Origin of the sequence: Stenotrophomonas maltophilia (assembly GCF_001676385.1) — a bacterium.
Taxonomy (GTDB): Bacteria; Pseudomonadota; Gammaproteobacteria; order Xanthomonadales; family Xanthomonadaceae; genus Stenotrophomonas; species Stenotrophomonas maltophilia_J.
On the sequence record NZ_LYVJ01000002.1, the window covers coordinates 204,997 to 223,024 of the forward strand.

The 18,028-nt window shown below is 63.4% G+C and carries 16 protein-coding genes; 4 read left to right on the forward strand and 12 right to left on the reverse strand.

Annotated features, from left to right (window positions below; genetic code table 11):
• Positions 1-13: 13 nt before the first annotated feature.
• The 3 genes from A9K58_RS03265 to radA all read right to left on the reverse strand — a co-directional run bounded on the left by A9K58_RS03265 (position 14) and on the right by radA (position 5,740).
• Positions 14-2,320, reverse strand: a complete 2,307-nt coding sequence (locus A9K58_RS03265; RefSeq protein ID WP_065197969.1) for a tetratricopeptide repeat protein — start codon at positions 2,318-2,320, stop codon at positions 14-16.
• 48 nt (positions 2,321-2,368) lie between these two features.
• Positions 2,369-4,225 carry an ATP-binding protein gene (locus A9K58_RS03270; protein WP_065197970.1) on the reverse strand — a complete coding sequence of 619 codons (1,857 nt, stop codon included), beginning with the start codon at positions 4,223-4,225 and terminating at the stop codon, positions 2,369-2,371.
• 138 nt (positions 4,226-4,363) lie between these two features.
• The gene (gene radA / locus A9K58_RS03275; protein WP_065197971.1) at positions 4,364-5,740 is read right to left on the reverse strand and encodes a DNA repair protein RadA; all 1,377 of its coding nucleotides are present in this window, start codon (positions 5,738-5,740) and stop codon (positions 4,364-4,366) included.
• A 147-nt stretch (positions 5,741-5,887) separates the two neighbouring features.
• On the opposite strand from radA, the gene A9K58_RS03280 reads away from it, so the two are divergent.
• Positions 5,888-7,945, forward strand: coding sequence for a putative bifunctional diguanylate cyclase/phosphodiesterase (locus A9K58_RS03280; RefSeq protein ID WP_065197972.1), 2,058 nt, complete (start codon positions 5,888-5,890; stop codon positions 7,943-7,945).
• A gap of 153 nt (positions 7,946-8,098) precedes the next feature.
• On the opposite strand, the gene cyoD is transcribed toward A9K58_RS03280, so the two are convergent.
• The 4 genes from cyoD to cyoA are packed head-to-tail and all read right to left on the reverse strand — an operon-like array spanning position 8,099 to position 12,115.
• Positions 8,099-8,440, reverse strand: a complete 342-nt coding sequence (cyoD, locus tag A9K58_RS03285; protein ID WP_065197973.1) for a cytochrome o ubiquinol oxidase subunit IV — start codon at positions 8,438-8,440, stop codon at positions 8,099-8,101.
• A complete protein-coding gene (gene cyoC, locus A9K58_RS03290; RefSeq protein ID WP_065197974.1) occupies positions 8,440-9,078 on the reverse strand; it encodes a cytochrome o ubiquinol oxidase subunit III in 639 nt (212 codons plus the stop codon). Before cyoC ends, cyoD begins: the two co-directional genes overlap by 1 nt.
• Entirely contained in the window at positions 9,075-11,072 is a 1,998-nt protein-coding gene (cyoB, locus tag A9K58_RS03295; protein ID WP_065197975.1) for a cytochrome o ubiquinol oxidase subunit I, read from the reverse strand. The genes cyoC and cyoB overlap by 4 nt, the downstream gene beginning before the upstream one ends.
• A gap of 2 nt (positions 11,073-11,074) precedes the next feature.
• Entirely contained in the window at positions 11,075-12,115 is a 1,041-nt protein-coding gene (gene cyoA, locus A9K58_RS03300; RefSeq protein ID WP_065197976.1) for a ubiquinol oxidase subunit II, read from the reverse strand.
• A gap of 314 nt (positions 12,116-12,429) precedes the next feature.
• Between cyoA and A9K58_RS03305 the strand changes: the two genes are divergently transcribed.
• Both A9K58_RS03305 and A9K58_RS03310 read left to right on the forward strand, forming a co-directional pair.
• Positions 12,430-13,065 carry a GyrI-like domain-containing protein gene (locus A9K58_RS03305; protein ID WP_065197977.1) on the forward strand — a complete coding sequence of 212 codons (636 nt, stop codon included), beginning with the start codon at positions 12,430-12,432 and terminating at the stop codon, positions 13,063-13,065.
• A 13-nt stretch (positions 13,066-13,078) separates the two neighbouring features.
• Positions 13,079-13,414 (forward strand): hypothetical protein, encoded by a 336-nt coding sequence (locus tag A9K58_RS03310; RefSeq protein WP_065197978.1) that lies wholly within the window; start codon positions 13,079-13,081, stop codon positions 13,412-13,414.
• Between the two features lie 200 nt (positions 13,415-13,614).
• Here the strand turns inward: A9K58_RS03310 and A9K58_RS19380 are convergent, their stop codons facing one another.
• The 4 genes from A9K58_RS19380 to A9K58_RS20160 all read right to left on the reverse strand — a co-directional run bounded on the left by A9K58_RS19380 (position 13,615) and on the right by A9K58_RS20160 (position 15,596).
• Positions 13,615-14,022 (reverse strand): hypothetical protein, encoded by a 408-nt coding sequence (locus tag A9K58_RS19380; protein WP_155760416.1) that lies wholly within the window; start codon positions 14,020-14,022, stop codon positions 13,615-13,617.
• Positions 14,019-14,228: a putative toxin gene (locus A9K58_RS20155; RefSeq protein ID WP_081283967.1), complete on the reverse strand. Its 210-nt coding sequence runs from the start codon at positions 14,226-14,228 to the stop codon at positions 14,019-14,021. The genes A9K58_RS19380 and A9K58_RS20155 overlap by 4 nt, the downstream gene beginning before the upstream one ends.
• 279 nt (positions 14,229-14,507) lie before the next feature.
• Positions 14,508-14,867 carry a TonB family protein gene (locus tag A9K58_RS03315; RefSeq protein WP_081283960.1) on the reverse strand — a complete coding sequence of 120 codons (360 nt, stop codon included), beginning with the start codon at positions 14,865-14,867 and terminating at the stop codon, positions 14,508-14,510.
• A gap of 345 nt (positions 14,868-15,212) precedes the next feature.
• A complete protein-coding gene (locus tag A9K58_RS20160) occupies positions 15,213-15,596 on the reverse strand; it encodes an Arm DNA-binding domain-containing protein (RefSeq protein ID WP_081283961.1) in 384 nt (127 codons plus the stop codon).
• A gap of 323 nt (positions 15,597-15,919) precedes the next feature.
• On the opposite strand from A9K58_RS20160, the gene A9K58_RS19385 reads away from it, so the two are divergent.
• Positions 15,920-16,408 carry a hypothetical protein gene (locus A9K58_RS19385; RefSeq protein WP_155760417.1) on the forward strand — a complete coding sequence of 163 codons (489 nt, stop codon included), beginning with the start codon at positions 15,920-15,922 and terminating at the stop codon, positions 16,406-16,408.
• A gap of 70 nt (positions 16,409-16,478) precedes the next feature.
• On the opposite strand, the gene A9K58_RS19390 is transcribed toward A9K58_RS19385, so the two are convergent.
• The gene (locus A9K58_RS19390) at positions 16,479-17,912 is read right to left on the reverse strand and encodes a hypothetical protein (RefSeq protein ID WP_065197981.1); all 1,434 of its coding nucleotides are present in this window, start codon (positions 17,910-17,912) and stop codon (positions 16,479-16,481) included.
• Between the last annotated feature and the right edge of the window lie 116 nt (positions 17,913-18,028).

Sequence of the window (18,028 nt, forward strand, 5' to 3'; positions counted from 1 at the left end):
CAGTTGCGCGGGCTTACAGCCCGTAACGTTCGATTACGTCCAGGTGTGGCTGGCGGTCCTGGTCGCAGGCCTCGGCCAGGCGCAGCCAGCAGTGCGGATGCGGCCACGTCGCGGTTTCCTGCTGCAGGAAGCGGTGCAGCGCCAGCGGTGCATGGTCCTGCGGCTGGGCCACAGTGAACAGGAGGCCCGGCAGCCGCCCCTCCTCCACGTCCGGGTCGGTCACGGTGTAGTCCGGGCGGCTGTGCGACCACACCTTCCAGCCCTGTGCTTCGGCCGCCTCGACGAAGACGTTCCAGGCCTCTTCGCCCGGGTGCGCGCCATCGATCATCCAGCTGCGGGCGAAGCCGCCGCGCTCCAGCACATGCACCTGCGCATAGGTCGGGATGAAATGCTCGCGTGCTTCCTCGTCCTCAGGCGCCGGGTGTACCAGCGCGGCATCGAACACCACCCAGTCGCCCACCTGCTGGGCGCGGTTGGACGGCGCATTCTCGACGATGCGCGCAGTCACCGGTCCGCTGCGGCGTGCGTAGTACTCCATCGGTTCGCCGTTCTCTTCGCTGCGGATGATCACCCAGCCCCATGGTTCCTCGACCACGCCCTCGTGGCTGGACAGCTCCATGCCGATCGCTGCCGCCGAGCGGCGGACGGCGTCCCAGTCGCGCGCCGCACTGGCGGCGCTCATGTGGTCCCAATGCGCAGCACCCGGTTCCTCCAGCACCTCCGCCAGGTGCGCATAGCAGGCCTGCGCCTCACTGAAGCGGCCGGTTTCCATGTACATGCGCGCCAGCGTGCCGCGCGCACCATGCGAGCCCGGGGACAGCTCCAGGAGGGCCTTTGCCGCCTGCTCCAGCGCCGGCCAGTCGGACACGCGCCGGGCACGCTGCACCTCGCACCAGTGCGCGAACACCGGCACCCCGGCGCGATAGATGTCTGCCAGCCGGCGCAGTCCTTCGTCATCGCCCTGCTCGGCCAGCCAGCGCATCAGCGTGTAGGCTGCGGGACCGTCTTCGTGCGCGTGCGCGCGCACGAAGTCCCACAGCAGGTCACGGGCTTCGGCCCGTGCGCCGCAGGCGTTCAGTGCCGAGGCGGCCGTCTCGGCCAGCGCCTCGTCATCCGGCAGCTGTGCATGCGCCTGCAGCAGCCACTGCGCCTCGCGTTCCGGATCGCGGGCCTGGTTCTGTTCGACCTGAGCGTCCAGCCAGGCCAGCAGCTCACCCGCCGGCACCGGCAGCGGCGCGACATCCGGCAACGCGTCGATGCGTGCCGCCAGGCCTGCCACCAGCGCCGCAGCACCACGATCCTGGCGCAGCTGCGCCAGGTGCGTGCGGGCCAGTTCCAGCTGGCGCTGCGCCACCCAGCGCGCCCCCCGCTGCAGCGCCAGCTCCAGGCTCAGCGCGGCCACTTCGATCAGCAGGCGATGCGAACCGACGCGGGCGAAGTGCTCGATGATCGTATTGAAGCGCGTGCCCAGGTCCCAGGTATTGCGCGCAGGATCACGCTGGCACAGCGCGGCGGCGGTATTCGCCCACAGGCGCCAGTAGTTCGGGGTCAGCTCGCTCCACGGCACCAGCTGCTGCAGCGCCTCTTCGTCGCGGCCCAGCTGGGCCAGCGCCCAGGCCTTGGACAGGCGGCGCGGCACCGTGCAGTTGGCCGGCTCGTACTCACCGGAAGCCGCCACTTCGGCCTCGCGTTTCTCGATCAGCGCCAGCGCCTCTTCAGCCCGGCCGACGGCGAGCAGGATCTTGATCTGCATTTCCGGGAAGCTGTCGAACACTTCCTTGCCGCACGCTTCCACGGCATCAGCCTGCGCCTGCAGGTAATCCAGCGCGTCCTGGCCACGGCCATCGTCGAGCAGCGCATCGGCCTTCTCGCAGCTCAGGCACTGGAAACAGGCCCAGCTCGGATCGATGCGCGCAAGGGTTTCGTCGCACACTTCGATGCGCTCGGGCACCCAGCCCGGGCCATCGATGTTGCCGTAGCAGGCAGCCAGGTCCTGGGTCACGCAGATCGACTGCGGGCACTCCAGGGTGTCCTCGCGGTGCGCACGCTCGAACAGCGATACGGCTTCGCCCAGTGCGCTCTCGCCTTCGACGCGGTTGCCGACACGATTGCGCAGCGCCCAATGGCCGACGTAGACGTCGACCCAGGGATTGTCCAGCGCCTTGCCCAGCGCGCGCGCTTCAGGCAGCAGTGCATCGACGCGGTCAATCTGCAGTTCGCTCACCTCGTCGGCGAGGCGATTCAGCAGGTGCGCGTTCTGCGCCTGGCCTGCCTGGCGCAGGTCACCCTGCAGTTTTTCGACCCAGTTCCAGATGTCCATGGGATAAGTTTTCCTGTCTAGCGAAGGCTGGATGAGAGGGAGCGGTGCTCAGCGCAGCATCTGCTGCAGGGCACCGGCGATATCGGTGAAAGCACCGTTGAGGTCCGGGCCTGGCGTGGCGGTCGCGCGGGCCAGTGGCCGGCCCTGCGCGGAGACAATGATCTTCAGCGAGCGCAGCAGGCGCGCCGCGGCTTCGGCCTGTGGATGACCCTCGCGCTGGGCACGCAACAGCGCCTGCACCGCCGGGTTGTCGAGGTTGAGGTACAGCCGCGACGGCGCTCGCGACTCGATGCGCGCGGTGAACTGGCGTGCCAGGCGCAGCGCGGCCATCGATACGCGCTTGTCGTTCTCATCGTCTTCCAGGCGCTGCTTCAGCTCGGCCTCGCGGTCGGGCACCACCACCACTGGCAACGCCTCCGGGCTGAAGCGCGCCGGCAGCAGTTGCTCGCCGTCACCCAGCTGCTCGCGCAGCCAGGCCAGCTGCGCCTCGTCGAGGCTGTCATCGCTGCGGAACAGCGCACGGTTGCCCTGCTCGGTGCCGAGCTCGACCAGGCGCAGGCCCTTGGCCTGGGCCCAGCGCCGCAGGAACGGCACCACCGCATAGCGATGGCCATGCGCGACCGGGACCCCCATCGCGCGGAACAGCATTTCTTCGAAGCCACCGCCGTTGTCGAGGATGACGTGCACGGCGCCGCGCGCCGGCAGCGCGCTGGCCGGCAGGTCGCCCTGCGAGGTCGGCACCCGCACATGTTCCATCAGCAGCTCGAACAGGCGCTCATCGCACAGCGATGCACCCAGCAGGGCCTCGTTGTGGCGCGTCAACACCCGCCGCCAGGCTTCCGGCTGCTGCCGCGCGACCTCGGCCAGGCCATCAACCAGCGCTTCCAGCAATGCATGCTGCACGGCGCGGTATTGATCGTCACGCTGCAGGTCTTCGCGGCTGGCGGTAGGCGTCAACCGCGAGGATTCGATCACCCCGCCGATGAAACCGGCCCACGGCGGCAGCAGGTCGCGTGCATCGTCGTCCAGCAGCATGCCGCGCACGAACACCGACAGGTTGCGGTTGTCACTGGTGCCGTAGGTGGCACCGTCCTGCACCCACAGCAGGCCGGTGGCGTCACTGCTGCCGTCGGCACGCAGCGGCACGGTGACGATCGGCTCGAAATCGTGCTCGAAGCGCGCCGCGAACTGCAGCGCCTGGCGGCGCGCCTGTACCGGGTGCACGGCGACATCGCCCTGGCCGCGCCACGGCGGCGGCTCGGGGTTGATCGCCTCGGTCGCCGCACCAATGAAGATCGGCTCGGACAGCAGCGCACAGTAGCGGCCCAGCACCTCGTGCAGGCGCGCCTCGTTGGCCAGCGGCAGGAAATCCGGATGCAGCTCCAGCTCCACCTCGGTGCCGACCGCACGTGCCGGCACTTCGCTGACGGTGTACTGCTCGGCGTTGCTGGACACGTACAGATGGCCCAGATCCGGGGTCTGGTACGAGGTGGTACGCACGCTGACCCGGCGCGCCAGCACGAAGGCCGACAGGAACCCGAGGCCGAACATGCCGATCAGGCCCTCATCGTCCTCACCGCCCTGGCGCAGGCCACGGGTATAGCCGACGCCGACGGTGGCCAGGTAATCGTGGATCTCCTGGCGCGTCAGGCCTGCACCGGTATCGGTGATGCGCAGCACGCCGGCACCGGCATCGACCTGCACCGAAATGCGCGACGGCACTTCGACGCCGGGCTGTTCGATGCGGCGGCGGATGATCGAGTCGTGCGCGTTCTGCACCAGTTCGCGCAGCGCCACCACCGGGGTGGAATACAGGTGCTTGCCCAGCACCGTCATCAGTCCATTGAGATCGACCCCGGCGCGACGGATCTCGGCGTTGGGGGCAATGAGCGCGGTGTCCTGCATGTAATCGTTTACTCCTGGGCACGGAAAGACGCCAGGGGGCGTCTTCGTCGAGCCGGAAAAGCTAGCACAGCCATCCTGACCGTTGCCGTATATGACGTTTATAGAGCCGCGCCCGCGCTCGGCTCTGCCGTACGGCCATCACGCCGCGTCGATGGCCTCTGACAGGCGTTCCACCGCGATCACTTCCATGCCCTTCACCGAACCACCCTTGGGCGCGTTGGCCCTGGGCACGATGGCGCGCTTGAACCCGTGGGTGGCGGCCTCGCGCAGGCGGTCCTCGCCATTGGGCACCGGTCGGATCTCGCCGGACAGGCCGACCTCGCCGAAGGCAATCGTCTTCTCCGCCAGCGGCCGGTCCTGCAGCGAGGACAGCACCGCCAGCAGTACCGGCAGATCGGCGGCCGTCTCCTGCACGCGGATGCCCCCCACCACATTGACGAACACGTCCTGATCGCCGACCAGCACGCCTCCGTGGCGATGCAGCACCGCCAGCAGCATGGCCAGGCGGTTCTGCTCCAGGCCGACCGCGACTCGGCGCGGGTTTGACAACGGCGACGCGTCGACCAGCGCCTGCACTTCCACCAGCAGCGGCCGGGTGCCCTCGCGGGTGACCATCACGCAGCTGCCCGGCTGATGGGTGCTGCCACCGGACAGGAAGATCGCCGACGGGTTGGAGACCTCCTTCAGGCCTTTGTCGCCCATCGCGAACACGCCGAGTTCATTGACGGCCCCAAAGCGGTTCTTGAACGCACGCAGCAGGCGGAAGCGGCTGCCGCTCTCGCCCTCGAAATACAGCACTGCATCGACCATGTGCTCGAGCACGCGCGGGCCGGCGATGCCGCCTTCCTTGGTCACGTGGCCGACCAGGAACACGGCGGTGCCGGTTTCCTTGGCGAAACGTACCAGCCGCGCGGCGCTCTCGCGCACCTGGCTGACCGAGCCCGGCGCGGCGGTCAGGCTCTCGGTCCACAGGGTCTGCACCGAATCGGCCACGATCAGGCGCGGGCCGGCCTTGGAGGCATGCTGCAGGATCGACTCGACCCCGGTCTCGGCCAGTGCATTGACCCCATCCAGCGGCAGCTCCAGGCGGTGCGCGCGACCGGCCACCTGCGCCAGCGATTCCTCGCCGGTGACGTACAGCACCGGCAGTTCGGCCGCCATCTTCGCCACCGCCTGCAGCAGCAGGGTCGACTTGCCGATGCCCGGGTCGCCGCCCACCAGCACCACCGCGCCTTCGACCAGGCCGCCACCCAGCACGCGGTCGAACTCGCCGATGCCGGTTGAAACCCGGCGGTGCTCGGTCTGCTCCACGTCCTTCAGCGCGGTGATCTTCGGTGGGTCGATCTTGCCGGCCCAGCCGGCCCGGCGCGAGGCTGGCGCCTTGCTTGCCGCCGCGCTCTCCAGCACGATTTCCGACAGCGAATTCCAGGCGTTGCACTCGGTGCACTGGCCCTGCCACTTGCTGAATTCGGCGCCGCATTCATTGCAGACGTAGGCGGTGCGGGCTTTTGCCATCGGATGATTTCCAGCAGCGGGAACAGGCGTGGCAGGATAGCCGAGCCGGGTCGCAGGTGGTGCGACCGCTCAAGTCCCACCGCCCCGCGCCGATAGGGGTCGCGGGCGTGCGCCTTGCCCCCTCTCCTTTTTCCCACTGGATTCAACATGGCTGGCAGCTACAGTCAGAGCCTGGTCATCATCTCCCTGTTGGTGGCCATCCTTGCTTCGTACACGGCGCTGGACATGGCCGGCCGCCTGGCCACGGCCGAAGGCCGTGTTGCCCGCTGGTGGCTGGCCGGTGGCGCGGCGGCGATGGGGCTGGGCATCTGGTCGATGCACTTCATCGGCATGCTGGCCTTCGATCTGCCGATACCGGTCGGCTACGACCTGGGTATCACCCTGTATTCGTTGGCGGTGTCAGTCGGCGCTTCGGCCTATGCATTGTGGCTGGTGTCCCGCCCCAGCCTGCCATGGCGGCGGTTGCTGGCCGGGGCGGTACTGATGGGGCTCGGCATCGCGGCCATGCATTACCTCGGGATGGCCGCGATGCGCATGCAGCCGGGCATCGATTACCACCCTGGCTGGTTGACGGCTTCGATCATGGTGGCCATCGGCGCGGCCGGCGCGGCGCTGTGGATCGCATTCCGCCTGCGGACCGAGCAGCGCAACACCCTCCGCCTGCGCGCGCTGGCCTCGCTGGTGATGGGCCTGGCCATCGTCGGCATGCATTACACCGGCATGGCCGCGGCGCGCTTCCCGGCAGGCAGCGTCTGCGGTGCGGTCGGAAACGGCGGTATCGACGCTCGCTGGCTGGCGGTGCTGGTGATCATCACCACCGTGGCGACGCTGGGCATCGCCCTGGTCGCCTCGCTGTTCGACCGCCAGATGCATCTGCGCACCGGCGTGCTGGCCGATTCGCTGGCCCATGCCAACGACAAACTGATCCAGGCCGCGCTGCACGATCCACTGACACAGCTGCCCAACCGCATGCTGCTGCAGGATCGCATCGAGCAGGCCATCGAGAAGGCGCGCCGCCGTAACCGCGCGGTGGCGGTGATGTTCTGCGACCTGGATGGCTTCAAGGCGGTCAACGATGCGTATGGCCACCAGTTGGGAGACCGCCTGCTGGTGGCGGTGGCAGAGCGCATCGGCGGCCTGCTGCGCCCGCAGGACACCTTCGCGCGGCTGGGCGGTGACGAGTTCGTGATCGTGCTGGCCATCGACACCCCGGACGACGCGATGCTGGTGGCCGAACGCATCATCGCCGCCGCCGGCGAGCCGTTCACCCTGGACGCGGCCGAACTGCAGGTCAGCGCCAGCCTCGGTATCGCGCTGTACCCGGACGATGCCAGCAATGAGCGCGAACTGATGGCGCATGCCGACGCGGCGATGTACCACACCAAGGAAACCGGCCGGAACGGCTACACCTTCTTCACCCCGTCGATGCAGCTCAGCGCCAATCGCCAGCTGCGCCTGCTGCAGGACCTGCGCAAGGCCATCGCCCGCGACCAACTGGTGCTGCACTATCAGCCCAAGTTCCCGGCTGCGGGCGCTCCGGCCAGCGGCGCCGAGGCGCTGCTGCGCTGGCAGCACCCCGAACTGGGCCTGCTGGCGCCGGATGTGTTCATCGCCATCGCCGAGCGCAGCGGCCTGATCCTGCCGATCGGTGACTGGGTGCTGGACCGCGCCTGCGCGCAGCTGCGGGCCTGGCACGAAGCGGGGCATGCCGAATGGTCGATGGCGGTGAACCTGTCACCGTTGCAGTTCGCCTCGCCTGCCCTGCTGGACGGTGTGCGCGGCGCGTTGGAGCGGCACGGTATCGAGCCGGCGCGGCTCACTCTGGAAATCACCGAGAGCACTGCGATGAAGGACGTGGACGCGAGCCTGGCGATCCTGAACGACCTGGCGGCGATGGGGGTGCACATCGCCATCGACGACTTCGGGACCGGCTATTCCAGCCTGCTGTACCTCAAGCGCATGCCGGCCACCGAGCTGAAGATCGACCGTGCGTTCGTGCACGACCTGGAACGCAACGACGAGGATACGGCCATCGTGTCGTCGATCATCGCGCTGGGCCGTACCCTGCAGCTGCAGGTAGTTGCCGAGGGCGTGGAGACACAGGCGCAGCGCGAGTACCTCAGTGAGCTGGGCTGCGACCAGCTGCAGGGCTATCACCTGGGCCGGCCGATGGAGGCCGAAGAGTTCCTGCGACGGGTGGGGTGAGGCCGCGGTTCCGGGGTCGGATCCCTTGCCGCATCCAAGGGCTCTGACCCCCATCCACGCAGGGCGTGGATCTACCGGGGCCGGCCCCCATCCACCCGCCAACAGAAAGGCCGCCCGGGGGCGGCCTTTCTGCGTGGCAACGTCGCGCGGACGTCAGTGCATCATGTGCACGTTCATGTTGTGCATGACCCACAGGGTACCGACCACGATGATGCCGATCACCACGACGGTGAAGGCCGCAGCGTTGACGTTCCAGCGGCTTTCCGACGAGCGGTCCAGGTGCAGGAAGAACACCAGGTGGACCAGCATCTGCAGCACCGCGGTGACCGCGATCACCACACCGTTGACGGTGCGCGAGAAGTCGCCCGACATCACCATCCAGAAGGGGATGACGGTCAGCACCACCGCCAGCACGAAGCCGATCAGGTACGACTTCACGCTGCCGTGGCTTTCGCCGCCGGTGCCGTGGTCGTGTGCATGGTTGTCATGTGCCATTACAGCGCTCCATTGAGGTAGACGACGGAGAACACGCCGATCCAGATCAGGTCCAGGAAGTGCCAGAACAGGCTCAGGCACGCCATGCGGGTCTTGTTGGTCGGGGTCAGGCCGTACTTCTTCAGCTGCACGAACATCACCAGCAACCACAGCAGGCCAGCGCTGACGTGCAGGCCGTGGGTACCGACCAGGGCGAAGAACGCCGACAGGAAGGCACTGCGGTCCGGACCGTAGCCCTGGTGGATCAGGTGCTGGAACTCCCACACTTCCATGCACATGAAGCCGAAGCCCAACAGCCAGGTGATGGCCAGCCACAGGTACATCTGGCCCATCTGCCTGCGGTGCATGGCAATCATGCCCAGGCCGAAGGTCAGCGACGAGGTCAGCAGCAGCGCGGTTTCCCACGCCACGAACGGCAGCTCGAACAGGTCCTTCGCGGTGGGACCGCCATCGGTACCGCCGGCCAGCACCACGTAGGTGGCGAACAGCGAGGCGAAGATGAGGCAGTCGCTCATCAGGTACACCCAGAAACCGAAGACGGTATTGCCGCCGGTGTCGTGGTGCTCGTGGTCGTCATGGCCATGGGCCGCCGCGTGCGCGGCGTGCCCGTGGCTCAGGGTCGAGGTATTGGTGCTCATGCCTTCAGCTCCGACTTCACCAGGCCCTGGGCTTCCAGGTGCTTGCGGTGTTCGTTCTCGATGCGTTCCACCTCGGCGGCCGGGACCCAGTAGTCCACGTCCTGGTCGAAGGTGCGGTAGATGAACGTGGCGATCATGCCGACGAAGCCGACGATGGCCAGCCACCAGATGTGCCAGATCATCGCGAAGCCGAACACCAGGCTGAAGGCGCCGATGACAACGCCCGTGCCGGTGTTGCGCGGCATGTGGATGTCGGTGTACCTGGCCGGCTTCGGCCAGGCTTCACCACGCTGCTTGCGCTCCCAGAAATCGTCCAGCTCGGTGACGTCCGGCAGCGTCGCGAAGTTGTAGAAGGCCGGCGGCGAAGAGGTTTCCCACTCCAGCGTACGGGCATCCCACGGGTCGCCGGTCAGGTCGACGGTCTTCTTGCGGTCGCGGATCGACACGGCCACCTGGATGATCTGGCACAGGATGCCGGCGCCGACGATGAAGGCACCGCAGGCGGCAACCAGCAGCAGCGGCTCGTAAGCCGGGTTGACGGTGCTCTGCAGGCGACGGGTCATGCCCATGAAGCCCAGCACGTACATCGGCATGAAGGTCACATAGAAGCCGATGAACCAGCACCAGAACGCGCACTTGCCCCAGAACTCATTGAGGCGGAAGCCGAACATCTTCGGCCACCAGTAGGTAATGCCGGCGAACATGCCGAACACTACGCCGCCGATGATGACGTTGTGGAAGTGGGCGATCAGGAACAGGCTGTTGTGCAGCACGAAGTCGATGGCCGGGATCGCCAGCATCACGCCGGTCATGCCGCCGATGACGAAGGTGACCATGAAGCCGATCGTCCACAGCACCGGGGTGGTGAAGTGCACGCGACCGCGGAACATGGTGAACAGCCAGTTGAAGATCTTCACGCCGGTCGGAATCGAAATGATCATCGTCGTGATGCCGAAGAAGGCATTGACGTTGGCACCCGAGCCCATGGTGAAGAAGTGGTGCAGCCACACGATGAACGACAGCACGCCGATGCAGGCGGTGGCGTAGACCATGCCCTTGTAACCGAACAGCGCCTTGCGCGAGAAGGTCGCGATGACTTCGGAGAACACACCGAACGCCGGCAGGACCAGGATGTACACCTCCGGGTGGCCCCAGATCCAGATCAGGTTGATGTACAGCATGGCGTTGCCGCCGCCGTCATTGGTGAAGAAGTGCGTACCCAGGTAACGGTCCAGGGTCAGCAGCACCAGGGTGATGGTCAGCACCGGGAAGGCCGCGACGATCAGCACGTTGGTCACCAGGGCGGTCCAGGTGAACACCGGCATCTGCATCAGCTTCATGCTCGGGGTGCGCATCTTGAGGATGGTGATGAAGAAGTTGATACCACTGAGCGTGGTACCCAGGCCCGCCACCTGTAGACCCCAGATGTAGTAGTCCATGCCGACGCTTGGACTGTATTCGATGCCCGACAGCGGCGGGAACGCCAGCCAGCCGGTGGCAGCGAACTCACCGATCCACAGCGACAGCATGATCAGCACCGCACCGGCCACGAACAGCCAGAAGCTGAGCGAGTTGACGAACGGGAACGCGACGTCGCGCGCACCGATCTGCAGCGGCACGGCCAGGTTCATCAGGCCGGTGATCAGCGGCATCGCCACGAAGAAGATCATGATCACGCCGTGGGCGGTGAAGATCTGGTCGTAGTGGTGCGGCGGCAGGTAGCCCTCGGAGCCACCAACGGCGATGGCCTGCTGGGTACGCATCATGATGGCGTCGGAGAAACCGCGCAGCAGCATGACGAAGGCGACGATGAGGTACATCACGCCGATCTTCTTGTGGTCCACCGAGGTGAACCACTCTTTCCACAGATAGCCCCACAGCTTGAACTTGGTGACCAGGGCGACGACGCCCAGGCCACCCAGCACCGCGCCGACCAGGGTGGTCAGCACGATCGGATCGTGGGGGATCGACTCAAGAGAGAGTTTTCCCAACATGTTCATTCTCCCGAACCCGCGTGGCCGGCATGGCCTGCGTGTTCGTGTTCGTTGGCATCCAGGTTTTCACCCGATTCCTTGGAATCATGCGCGTCACTGGGAGCATGGCCCTCGTGCGCTTCATGGGTGGCGGCATCGGCAGCGGCGGCACCGGCATGCGCGTGCTTCATGCCGTAATGCTGGTTGTCGCCCATGTGCTTGGCGATGACCCAGTCGAACAGGCCTTCTTCGGTCTTGCCAAAGTAGGTGACCGGATACCACTCGGCGTTGCGCGCTTCGCCCAGCGCCTTGAACGAAGCCTTGTCCAGGGTCTGTTCACCGGCGCGGACCTGGTCCAGCCACTGGCGATATTCGGCATCGGTAACCGAGTAGGCGGTGAAGTGCATCTTGGCGAAGCCCGCGCCGCTGTAGTGCGAGGACATGCCCGGGAACTCACCGGTCTCGTTGGCAATCAGGTGGAGCTTGGTCTCCATCGCCGCCATCGAGTAGATCATGCTACCCAGGTGCGGGATGAAGAAGGCATTCATCACCGTGTCGGACGTGATCTTGAAGTTCAACGGAGTGTTGACCGGGAACTTGATTTCGTTGACGACCGCCACCTTCTCTTCCGGATAGATGAACAGCCACTTCCAGTCCAGCGAGATCGCCTCGATGGTGACCGGCTTGACGTCCGACTCCAACGGCTTGTAGGGGTCAAGCGCATGCGACGAACGCCACGTCAGGACCGCCAGCACCAGCACGATCATGCAGGGGATCGACCACACCACCACCTCGATCGCCGTCGAGTGGGACCACTTCGGCTCGTAACGGGCCTTGGTGTTGGAGGCGCGATACTTCCACGCGAACGTCAGGGTCATGATGATGACCGGGATGACGACCAGCAGCATGAGCACGGTTGCCGTGATCAGCAGGGTCTTCTCATCGTGGCCGATCTGGCCCTTCGGACTGAGAATGGCCACGGCATCGCATCCGGTGAGCATCACCAGCAATGCGAGCAACAGGCCCGGGCGCAACCAGCGCCCAAGGGTTTTCAACGGAATCATCGGTCGATCCAATTGCGAGGGAATGCCGTTCCCCGTCCTGCCTGCTCCGGCCAAAGCCGGTCCCGCCGGTCCGGAGGCAGGCGGGGAGGTGGGGGCGAGTCAGCCTTTCAATTTTAGGCCGTCACCGAGCATTTAAGAAAGGCATTGACAATGATCGAGCGCAGGAAAGACCCGTTTCTGGCTGCGACACGTTGTCGCACCGCGCAGGCGCGATGGCATCGGCCAGCGATCCGCCGCGCTCGGCAAGGTCGCCTGAACAGGTTCAGGTGCGCGGACAGACAGGAACGTGGGATGCTCCAGGCAGGAGGACCGCCATGGACAAGATCGACTTCAAGAAGCGCGACCGGGCGCTGTACCAGCCCCCGGCGGGCCGGTTCGTCCAGGTGGAGGTGCCGCCGCTGCCCTACCTGATGATGGACGGCCGTGGCGACCCGAATACCGCCCCGGCTTACCTGCAGTCGGTGCAGTGGCTGTATGCAGTGAGCTATGCACTGAAGTTCGCGCTGAAAGCCGAGGGCCGGGACTACGTAGTGCCGCCGCTGGAAGCGCTCTGGACCGCCGACGACCCGGCGAGCTTTGTGGCACGCCGCAAGGACGAGTGGGCGTGGACGGTGATGATCCGTACGCCGGATGGGATCAGCCCAGGGCAACTGGAGACCGCCATCGCCAAGGCGACGAAGAAGCTAGGCGAGACACCGGTTGGCCTTCGCCATCGGGTGCTTGAGGAAGGCCTCTGCCTGCAGACCCTGCATGTGGGCGCCTACGATGACGAAGGCCCGACCCTGGCCCGTCTGCACGACGAGCTGATGCCTTCGCTGGGCTACACCTTTGCCGGCCCCCACCATGAGATCTACCTGAGTGATCCGCGAAAGACCGACGCGGCGAGATTGAAGACCGTGCTGCGGCAGCCGGTGCGGGCGGTTGGGCCTGACGAGGGTTCTCGCTCATGACCCCAGGAACGTCATGCGCATGATCGAACGACTGCTGCGCTGGACCACCCTGCCCGCCGGGCGCCGGCTGATGGCCGTGCTTGGGGCTACGCTGGTGATAGTGCTGGCCTGCAATCCGGATCTGCTGCCGTTGTTGCCGCTGGTGGATGCGTTGGGACTGGACGTACTGATGCTGTTGCTCGGTGCGCAGGTGGTGGCGGTGCTGCCATGGGTACGCGAGCGGGCCAGCCGCGGGACCAGAGTGCTTGCACGCCTGCTGATCGGTGCATCGGCTGGAGCAGCGGGTGGTTATCTCCGGCAGCTCGCGTGGTGGCTGGCGCGGAATGCGGTGATCGTGCGGCACCGATGAGGTCATGACTTCATTGGAAGAGCCGTTGACCTGTGATTACTGCAAATGCAAATGCCCCGACCAAGGCCGGGGCTTTTCATTACAGCTGGTGCCGGAAACAGGAGTCGAACCTGCGACCTACGCCACAATGGCTCGCCTATCGAACGGCGGCAGCAGGCATTTAGCGACTAAGTTCAGCACCTCTCGTCGTCAGCGGGCGATCAGGAGAAAAAGACTGAATCGCCTTCTTGAGCGAAAATTTCCGCAACTATTAGCGGATCACTCTTGGAAAGATCATACGGACAGAACACTTCCGCACAATATCCATCCCGATGCTCCAAAAAAACTCTAACCGCATCGAGACCAGCATCATCACTACGCGGCAACCATACATTGGAAGCTATACCGCAAGCGACCGCCCAGTCCTTCCGCCCCTGCAGCGCTAACTGAAGCAGCCTCATCCGATCTGCGGCACCTCCACCATCCATCTGGACGCCCGTATGCACTATATCTCCAGTGGAGGCAAGGTAAACTCCAAATGGGTAAAACTCCCCATGCTCGACAATCATCTTTCTGGCGAACTGCAGCATATCTCCGAGTATTCTCTCGACCTCTTCTTTAGGCGTCATCTTTTAGGTCCCAGGTCATCTCGGCGAACAATTGTCGACTGCCGCTCCACCGTAGAGCTTACCTTAATATTCGTCCCCGTTACGACGACATGCTCTCGCCCAGTCGCCTGAGCATGTTCCCGTTGCGCTCTGAGTTGCGATGAATCAGACAGTCGCTTTATATCCTTAATTTCGCCGACCTGCCGAGAATTCTTGAAATCAGGAATTGTCGGCCATGTGAGGTCAGCGCTCTTTCCGTGCTCTTGACTTCACCGATGGCGCCAAGAACCCTTGCTTCCGACGCTACTCCTCGTGCCATCGCGCCAGCACCATCACCCACGATGGGGACAAGGCCAATGGCTGCGGCAGCTATGTTGATGGCAGATGGAGCAAAGGAGGTCTACTACTTCGATCTTGCTTATTGAGGCAGATCTTCTCCCCACTCGCGTTGCCCCTCGCCACCATGGCGGGATTGCCAACGCCTTCCATGGCCTGACCGGGCTCAATCAATCCAGACGCTGGAAGTCGAATGTGACCTTCCTGGTGCAGCGGGATGGGACCGGCGGGAAACGCCACTTCGCCACGGCAACCAGGGCTGCGCGCTCATAAGCAGCATTGTCGACCCTCCCCCGGTCCAGCCCTTCAAACTGTGACCGCGTGATGACGAGATTTGTCACCCGCCCATCCTCTTCAACGACGACGGTCGCCACGACAGAGCCACGCACCTGCATCTCAGTCGCGACGGGAACGATCGGCGCAATGGACTCCACCGGACTGCTTGCCGCCTGGCAAGGCCCAGGGAGCTCCTCACCGGCGCGACACGAGGCACTGGACAAGGCCAACGCAAGCATCAGAACGCGGTTCATTCAACACTCCGATTGCTGGTGGGGGAGCAGACATCAACCGTGCCGTTCGTGTCGCTGTAGCTCTTTCGGGCAGGTTCCCCCAGCTCACGCGCGGCTCGGGTCTCCCCCCCCGTAGCCCGCGCCTCTTCCGAAGATACGCCGACTCGGATCTGCATCACGCCGTTGCTCTCCGAGTTGGACTGTGGCGCAACAAGCGAAGCCTGGAAAGCGGACAATCCGACCCGATCGTGCTGGGCAGCATGGCTCACCTCGTGACCGCCCCCCAGAGCAGGAGACTGGATCTCCCCGGAGGATTTGATGCGAAGTCCAGAGGTGACATCAATGCTGATGATTCTCTTGTTCTCGTCATATCCAAAATCGCCATTGTGATTGAACTGTATGGTGTAAGTCCCACGTGCAACTCTTGGGCTTGGACTTTGCGAGCGCCGGCAATCCGGACTGAACGTACTCAGCGACCGCTTGCCGGGCTTGGTCGCGGGCCTGATCAAGTGTCAGATGTTCGACCGAACCCAAGGTACGACGCTTACCGTGCGCCCAGGTCACGATCCAAGCCTTGTGCCCTGATGGCTGCACGCGAAGAATGAGCCCGCGAACTTGAGCGTCTCTGAGCTCATAGGGGCGATCCCGGGGTTCTGACGTGAGGACGATGCGTTTGGTGATGGCGGATGACATTGCGCAAACTGTCCGTAAGTGGCGGTAGAGCCAACTTAGGACAGGATGCAAGGCCATGTTTGGATGCGGATCGTCCGCAGCGTGTACACCTCGTGCTTTGAAGCAATTTACGTGCCTCGACCATCTTCACTAAAGTTAATTGAGATTCTGCCGATAGGTCGATTCATGGGGACATGCCCCGGAATCAACAAGGATGATGCCACCCATGGGCATCAAGGATTGGCCACCAGGAAAGTCAAGAATGCGACCACCCTCAAATCTCCAAGGATTGCGGACAGGCACGCCATTCGATCAACACCTACTTCATTCAATCACAATGATGAGATTGTGCACCGAACACCCTGCTGAGTGAGTTGGCGGCGATTGATGTATGGAGAGACATGAAACCACGTGGACTGCCAAGCAGCCGCTACGACGCTAAAGCGAAGCACATTGATCAATCCATATTTGACTCATCAAATTCACTGAACCAGAATCCACCACGCGGACTCAATCCTAAGCACCCGCACCCGCACCCGCACCCGCACCCGCACCCACTCTCACTGGAAGAAGCCATGGCAACAACCAAAACTGCACCGCGCCGCGTTAAATTTCCTAAAGCAGCTGAGCGCTCCGAGGCAAAACCGGTGGTGCTCTGCACCAGCGAACGCGTACTCAAGCTCTACAACCAAGATTCCGGAAAAGAAGCAAAGAGGATCTCCAAGGCAGTCAGGACTTGGTTCTCTCAAAAGGCTGTGGAGGAAGGTTGGGACGGGGTTGCGTTTGTGCCTGAAGTGCAGTCGCAGCACGGTGCAGGCTGCGTCCTCGGCAAGAATTTTGACGGACAGAAGGCAAGCACGACTCTCAAGAAGCTCAACTCCGAGGAGTAAAAGCAAGCCAAACAGACGCTGCGGCGGGTTTCCGCAGCGTCTCAATTAGCCGATAGGCAAGGCACGCGCCCTAAAGGACAAGGCGATCAAACCGTTCGTTCAAAATGGTTCTCGAGGCATCGTAATGCATCGCCGTCGTTGACTTGACCAGGGTCTCCAAGTCCGCATCGTCAAGCACGATCATATAGCCGCGCCCATCTTTTGCGGCATCTCGGCACATAGCATCAATCTTCTTGCGATCACTAACCGCGCGGCAAATCAGAATACCAACTTGCCCTCCGGATTTTGAGAACCGCCCAGACAATTGGTCAAGCTCCGGATTCTTAACATCCTCTGTGTAATTCTTGAACTCAACGAAGACGTAAGGCGCGGTATAGTGCTTTGAAAGCCAACTGAAGAAGCCAGCTGTGGCTGAGTTAGAAAACCGGAGATCGACAATCTTACGCCCCTGATTGATTGGGGCTTGGCGCACGGGGTGTATGAGAGACGGGTAAAGTAAGGCCGAAAGGAGGCCTTCGACAGCTCGCTCATAGTCGTGGGCGTGGGCTCTTCCAGGAGGGACAGCTACCGCCTTCTTATAGAGATCGTACAATTGAACGTTCGCGACGTTCTCAATCTCCGCAAACGTACTATTACTGATCGGAGGCGAAGGATCTGCCGATTTCGCCTTTTTATACTTGGCGAGGATATCAGGATTGTCCTCCGTCAATTTTGCTACAGCATTTTTGTCTTTGCCATAGTGTTTCATCAAAGCGGTCTTCGTGACCCTTCGCTTCTTACTCTTCAGCACTTCTACCAGGCCAGATCCACTGGCCAAGTGTTGTTTCTGTAGTTCCGGCAACAAGTAGTGCCGATAGTAGGTCCCAGCGTCATAAGCACCCGCGAGTCGAACAATCGACTTTGGGACCAACACGAGACTCTCGCCCTTCGGCATGGGAAGCTCTATATGCCTCGCCACCCAGTTCTGCGCTTGCATGTCCCAGCATGGGCCTGATGAAACATTTGCGACCATAGGAATACCGTAGTATCGGCACATGTCTTGAGTGTACTCAATTAGCGGCGCTCGGATTATGTTGCAGACCGCATCAGAGATCATGTCAGCACCCACGCCTTCGATGAGAAGGGCAGTATCTTCCAAGTCAGATAGCACCCCAGACTTCGCGGCTTTGCTTGTCAGGAGTGACTCCCACACTGACCCTGCAGATCCCTTGCCGAATGCGTGGCCACGCGACTTACCAGATGAATAACCAAGATGAAAATCATTTCTTTCGTTCAACGACCCAAGTAGCGAGACAGCCCTAGCCTTGTCCCCCTTTTGCACCGCAGTAAGAACATTGCTAAAGAAGTTCTGAAGGAGTGCCACGCACTCACTAGACCACGGAGTGTCCATTGCCCGAATTGCCGTGGGCTCCACAAAAACTGGAAGATCTGTATCCAAAGGAACGTCAACGAAATCGAGCTCTGCCTGTTTTCGTTTTAGCTTGTACTGCTGAGATACGCGCATCCTATCCCCCCTGTGCTGGCTTCACTGCCAAAGCGGAACGTACCTCATCAATGACTACCTTGCTACTACCATGCGAATTCGCCGAGCTACCGGGGGACGCTCGATCAGTGAGGCGG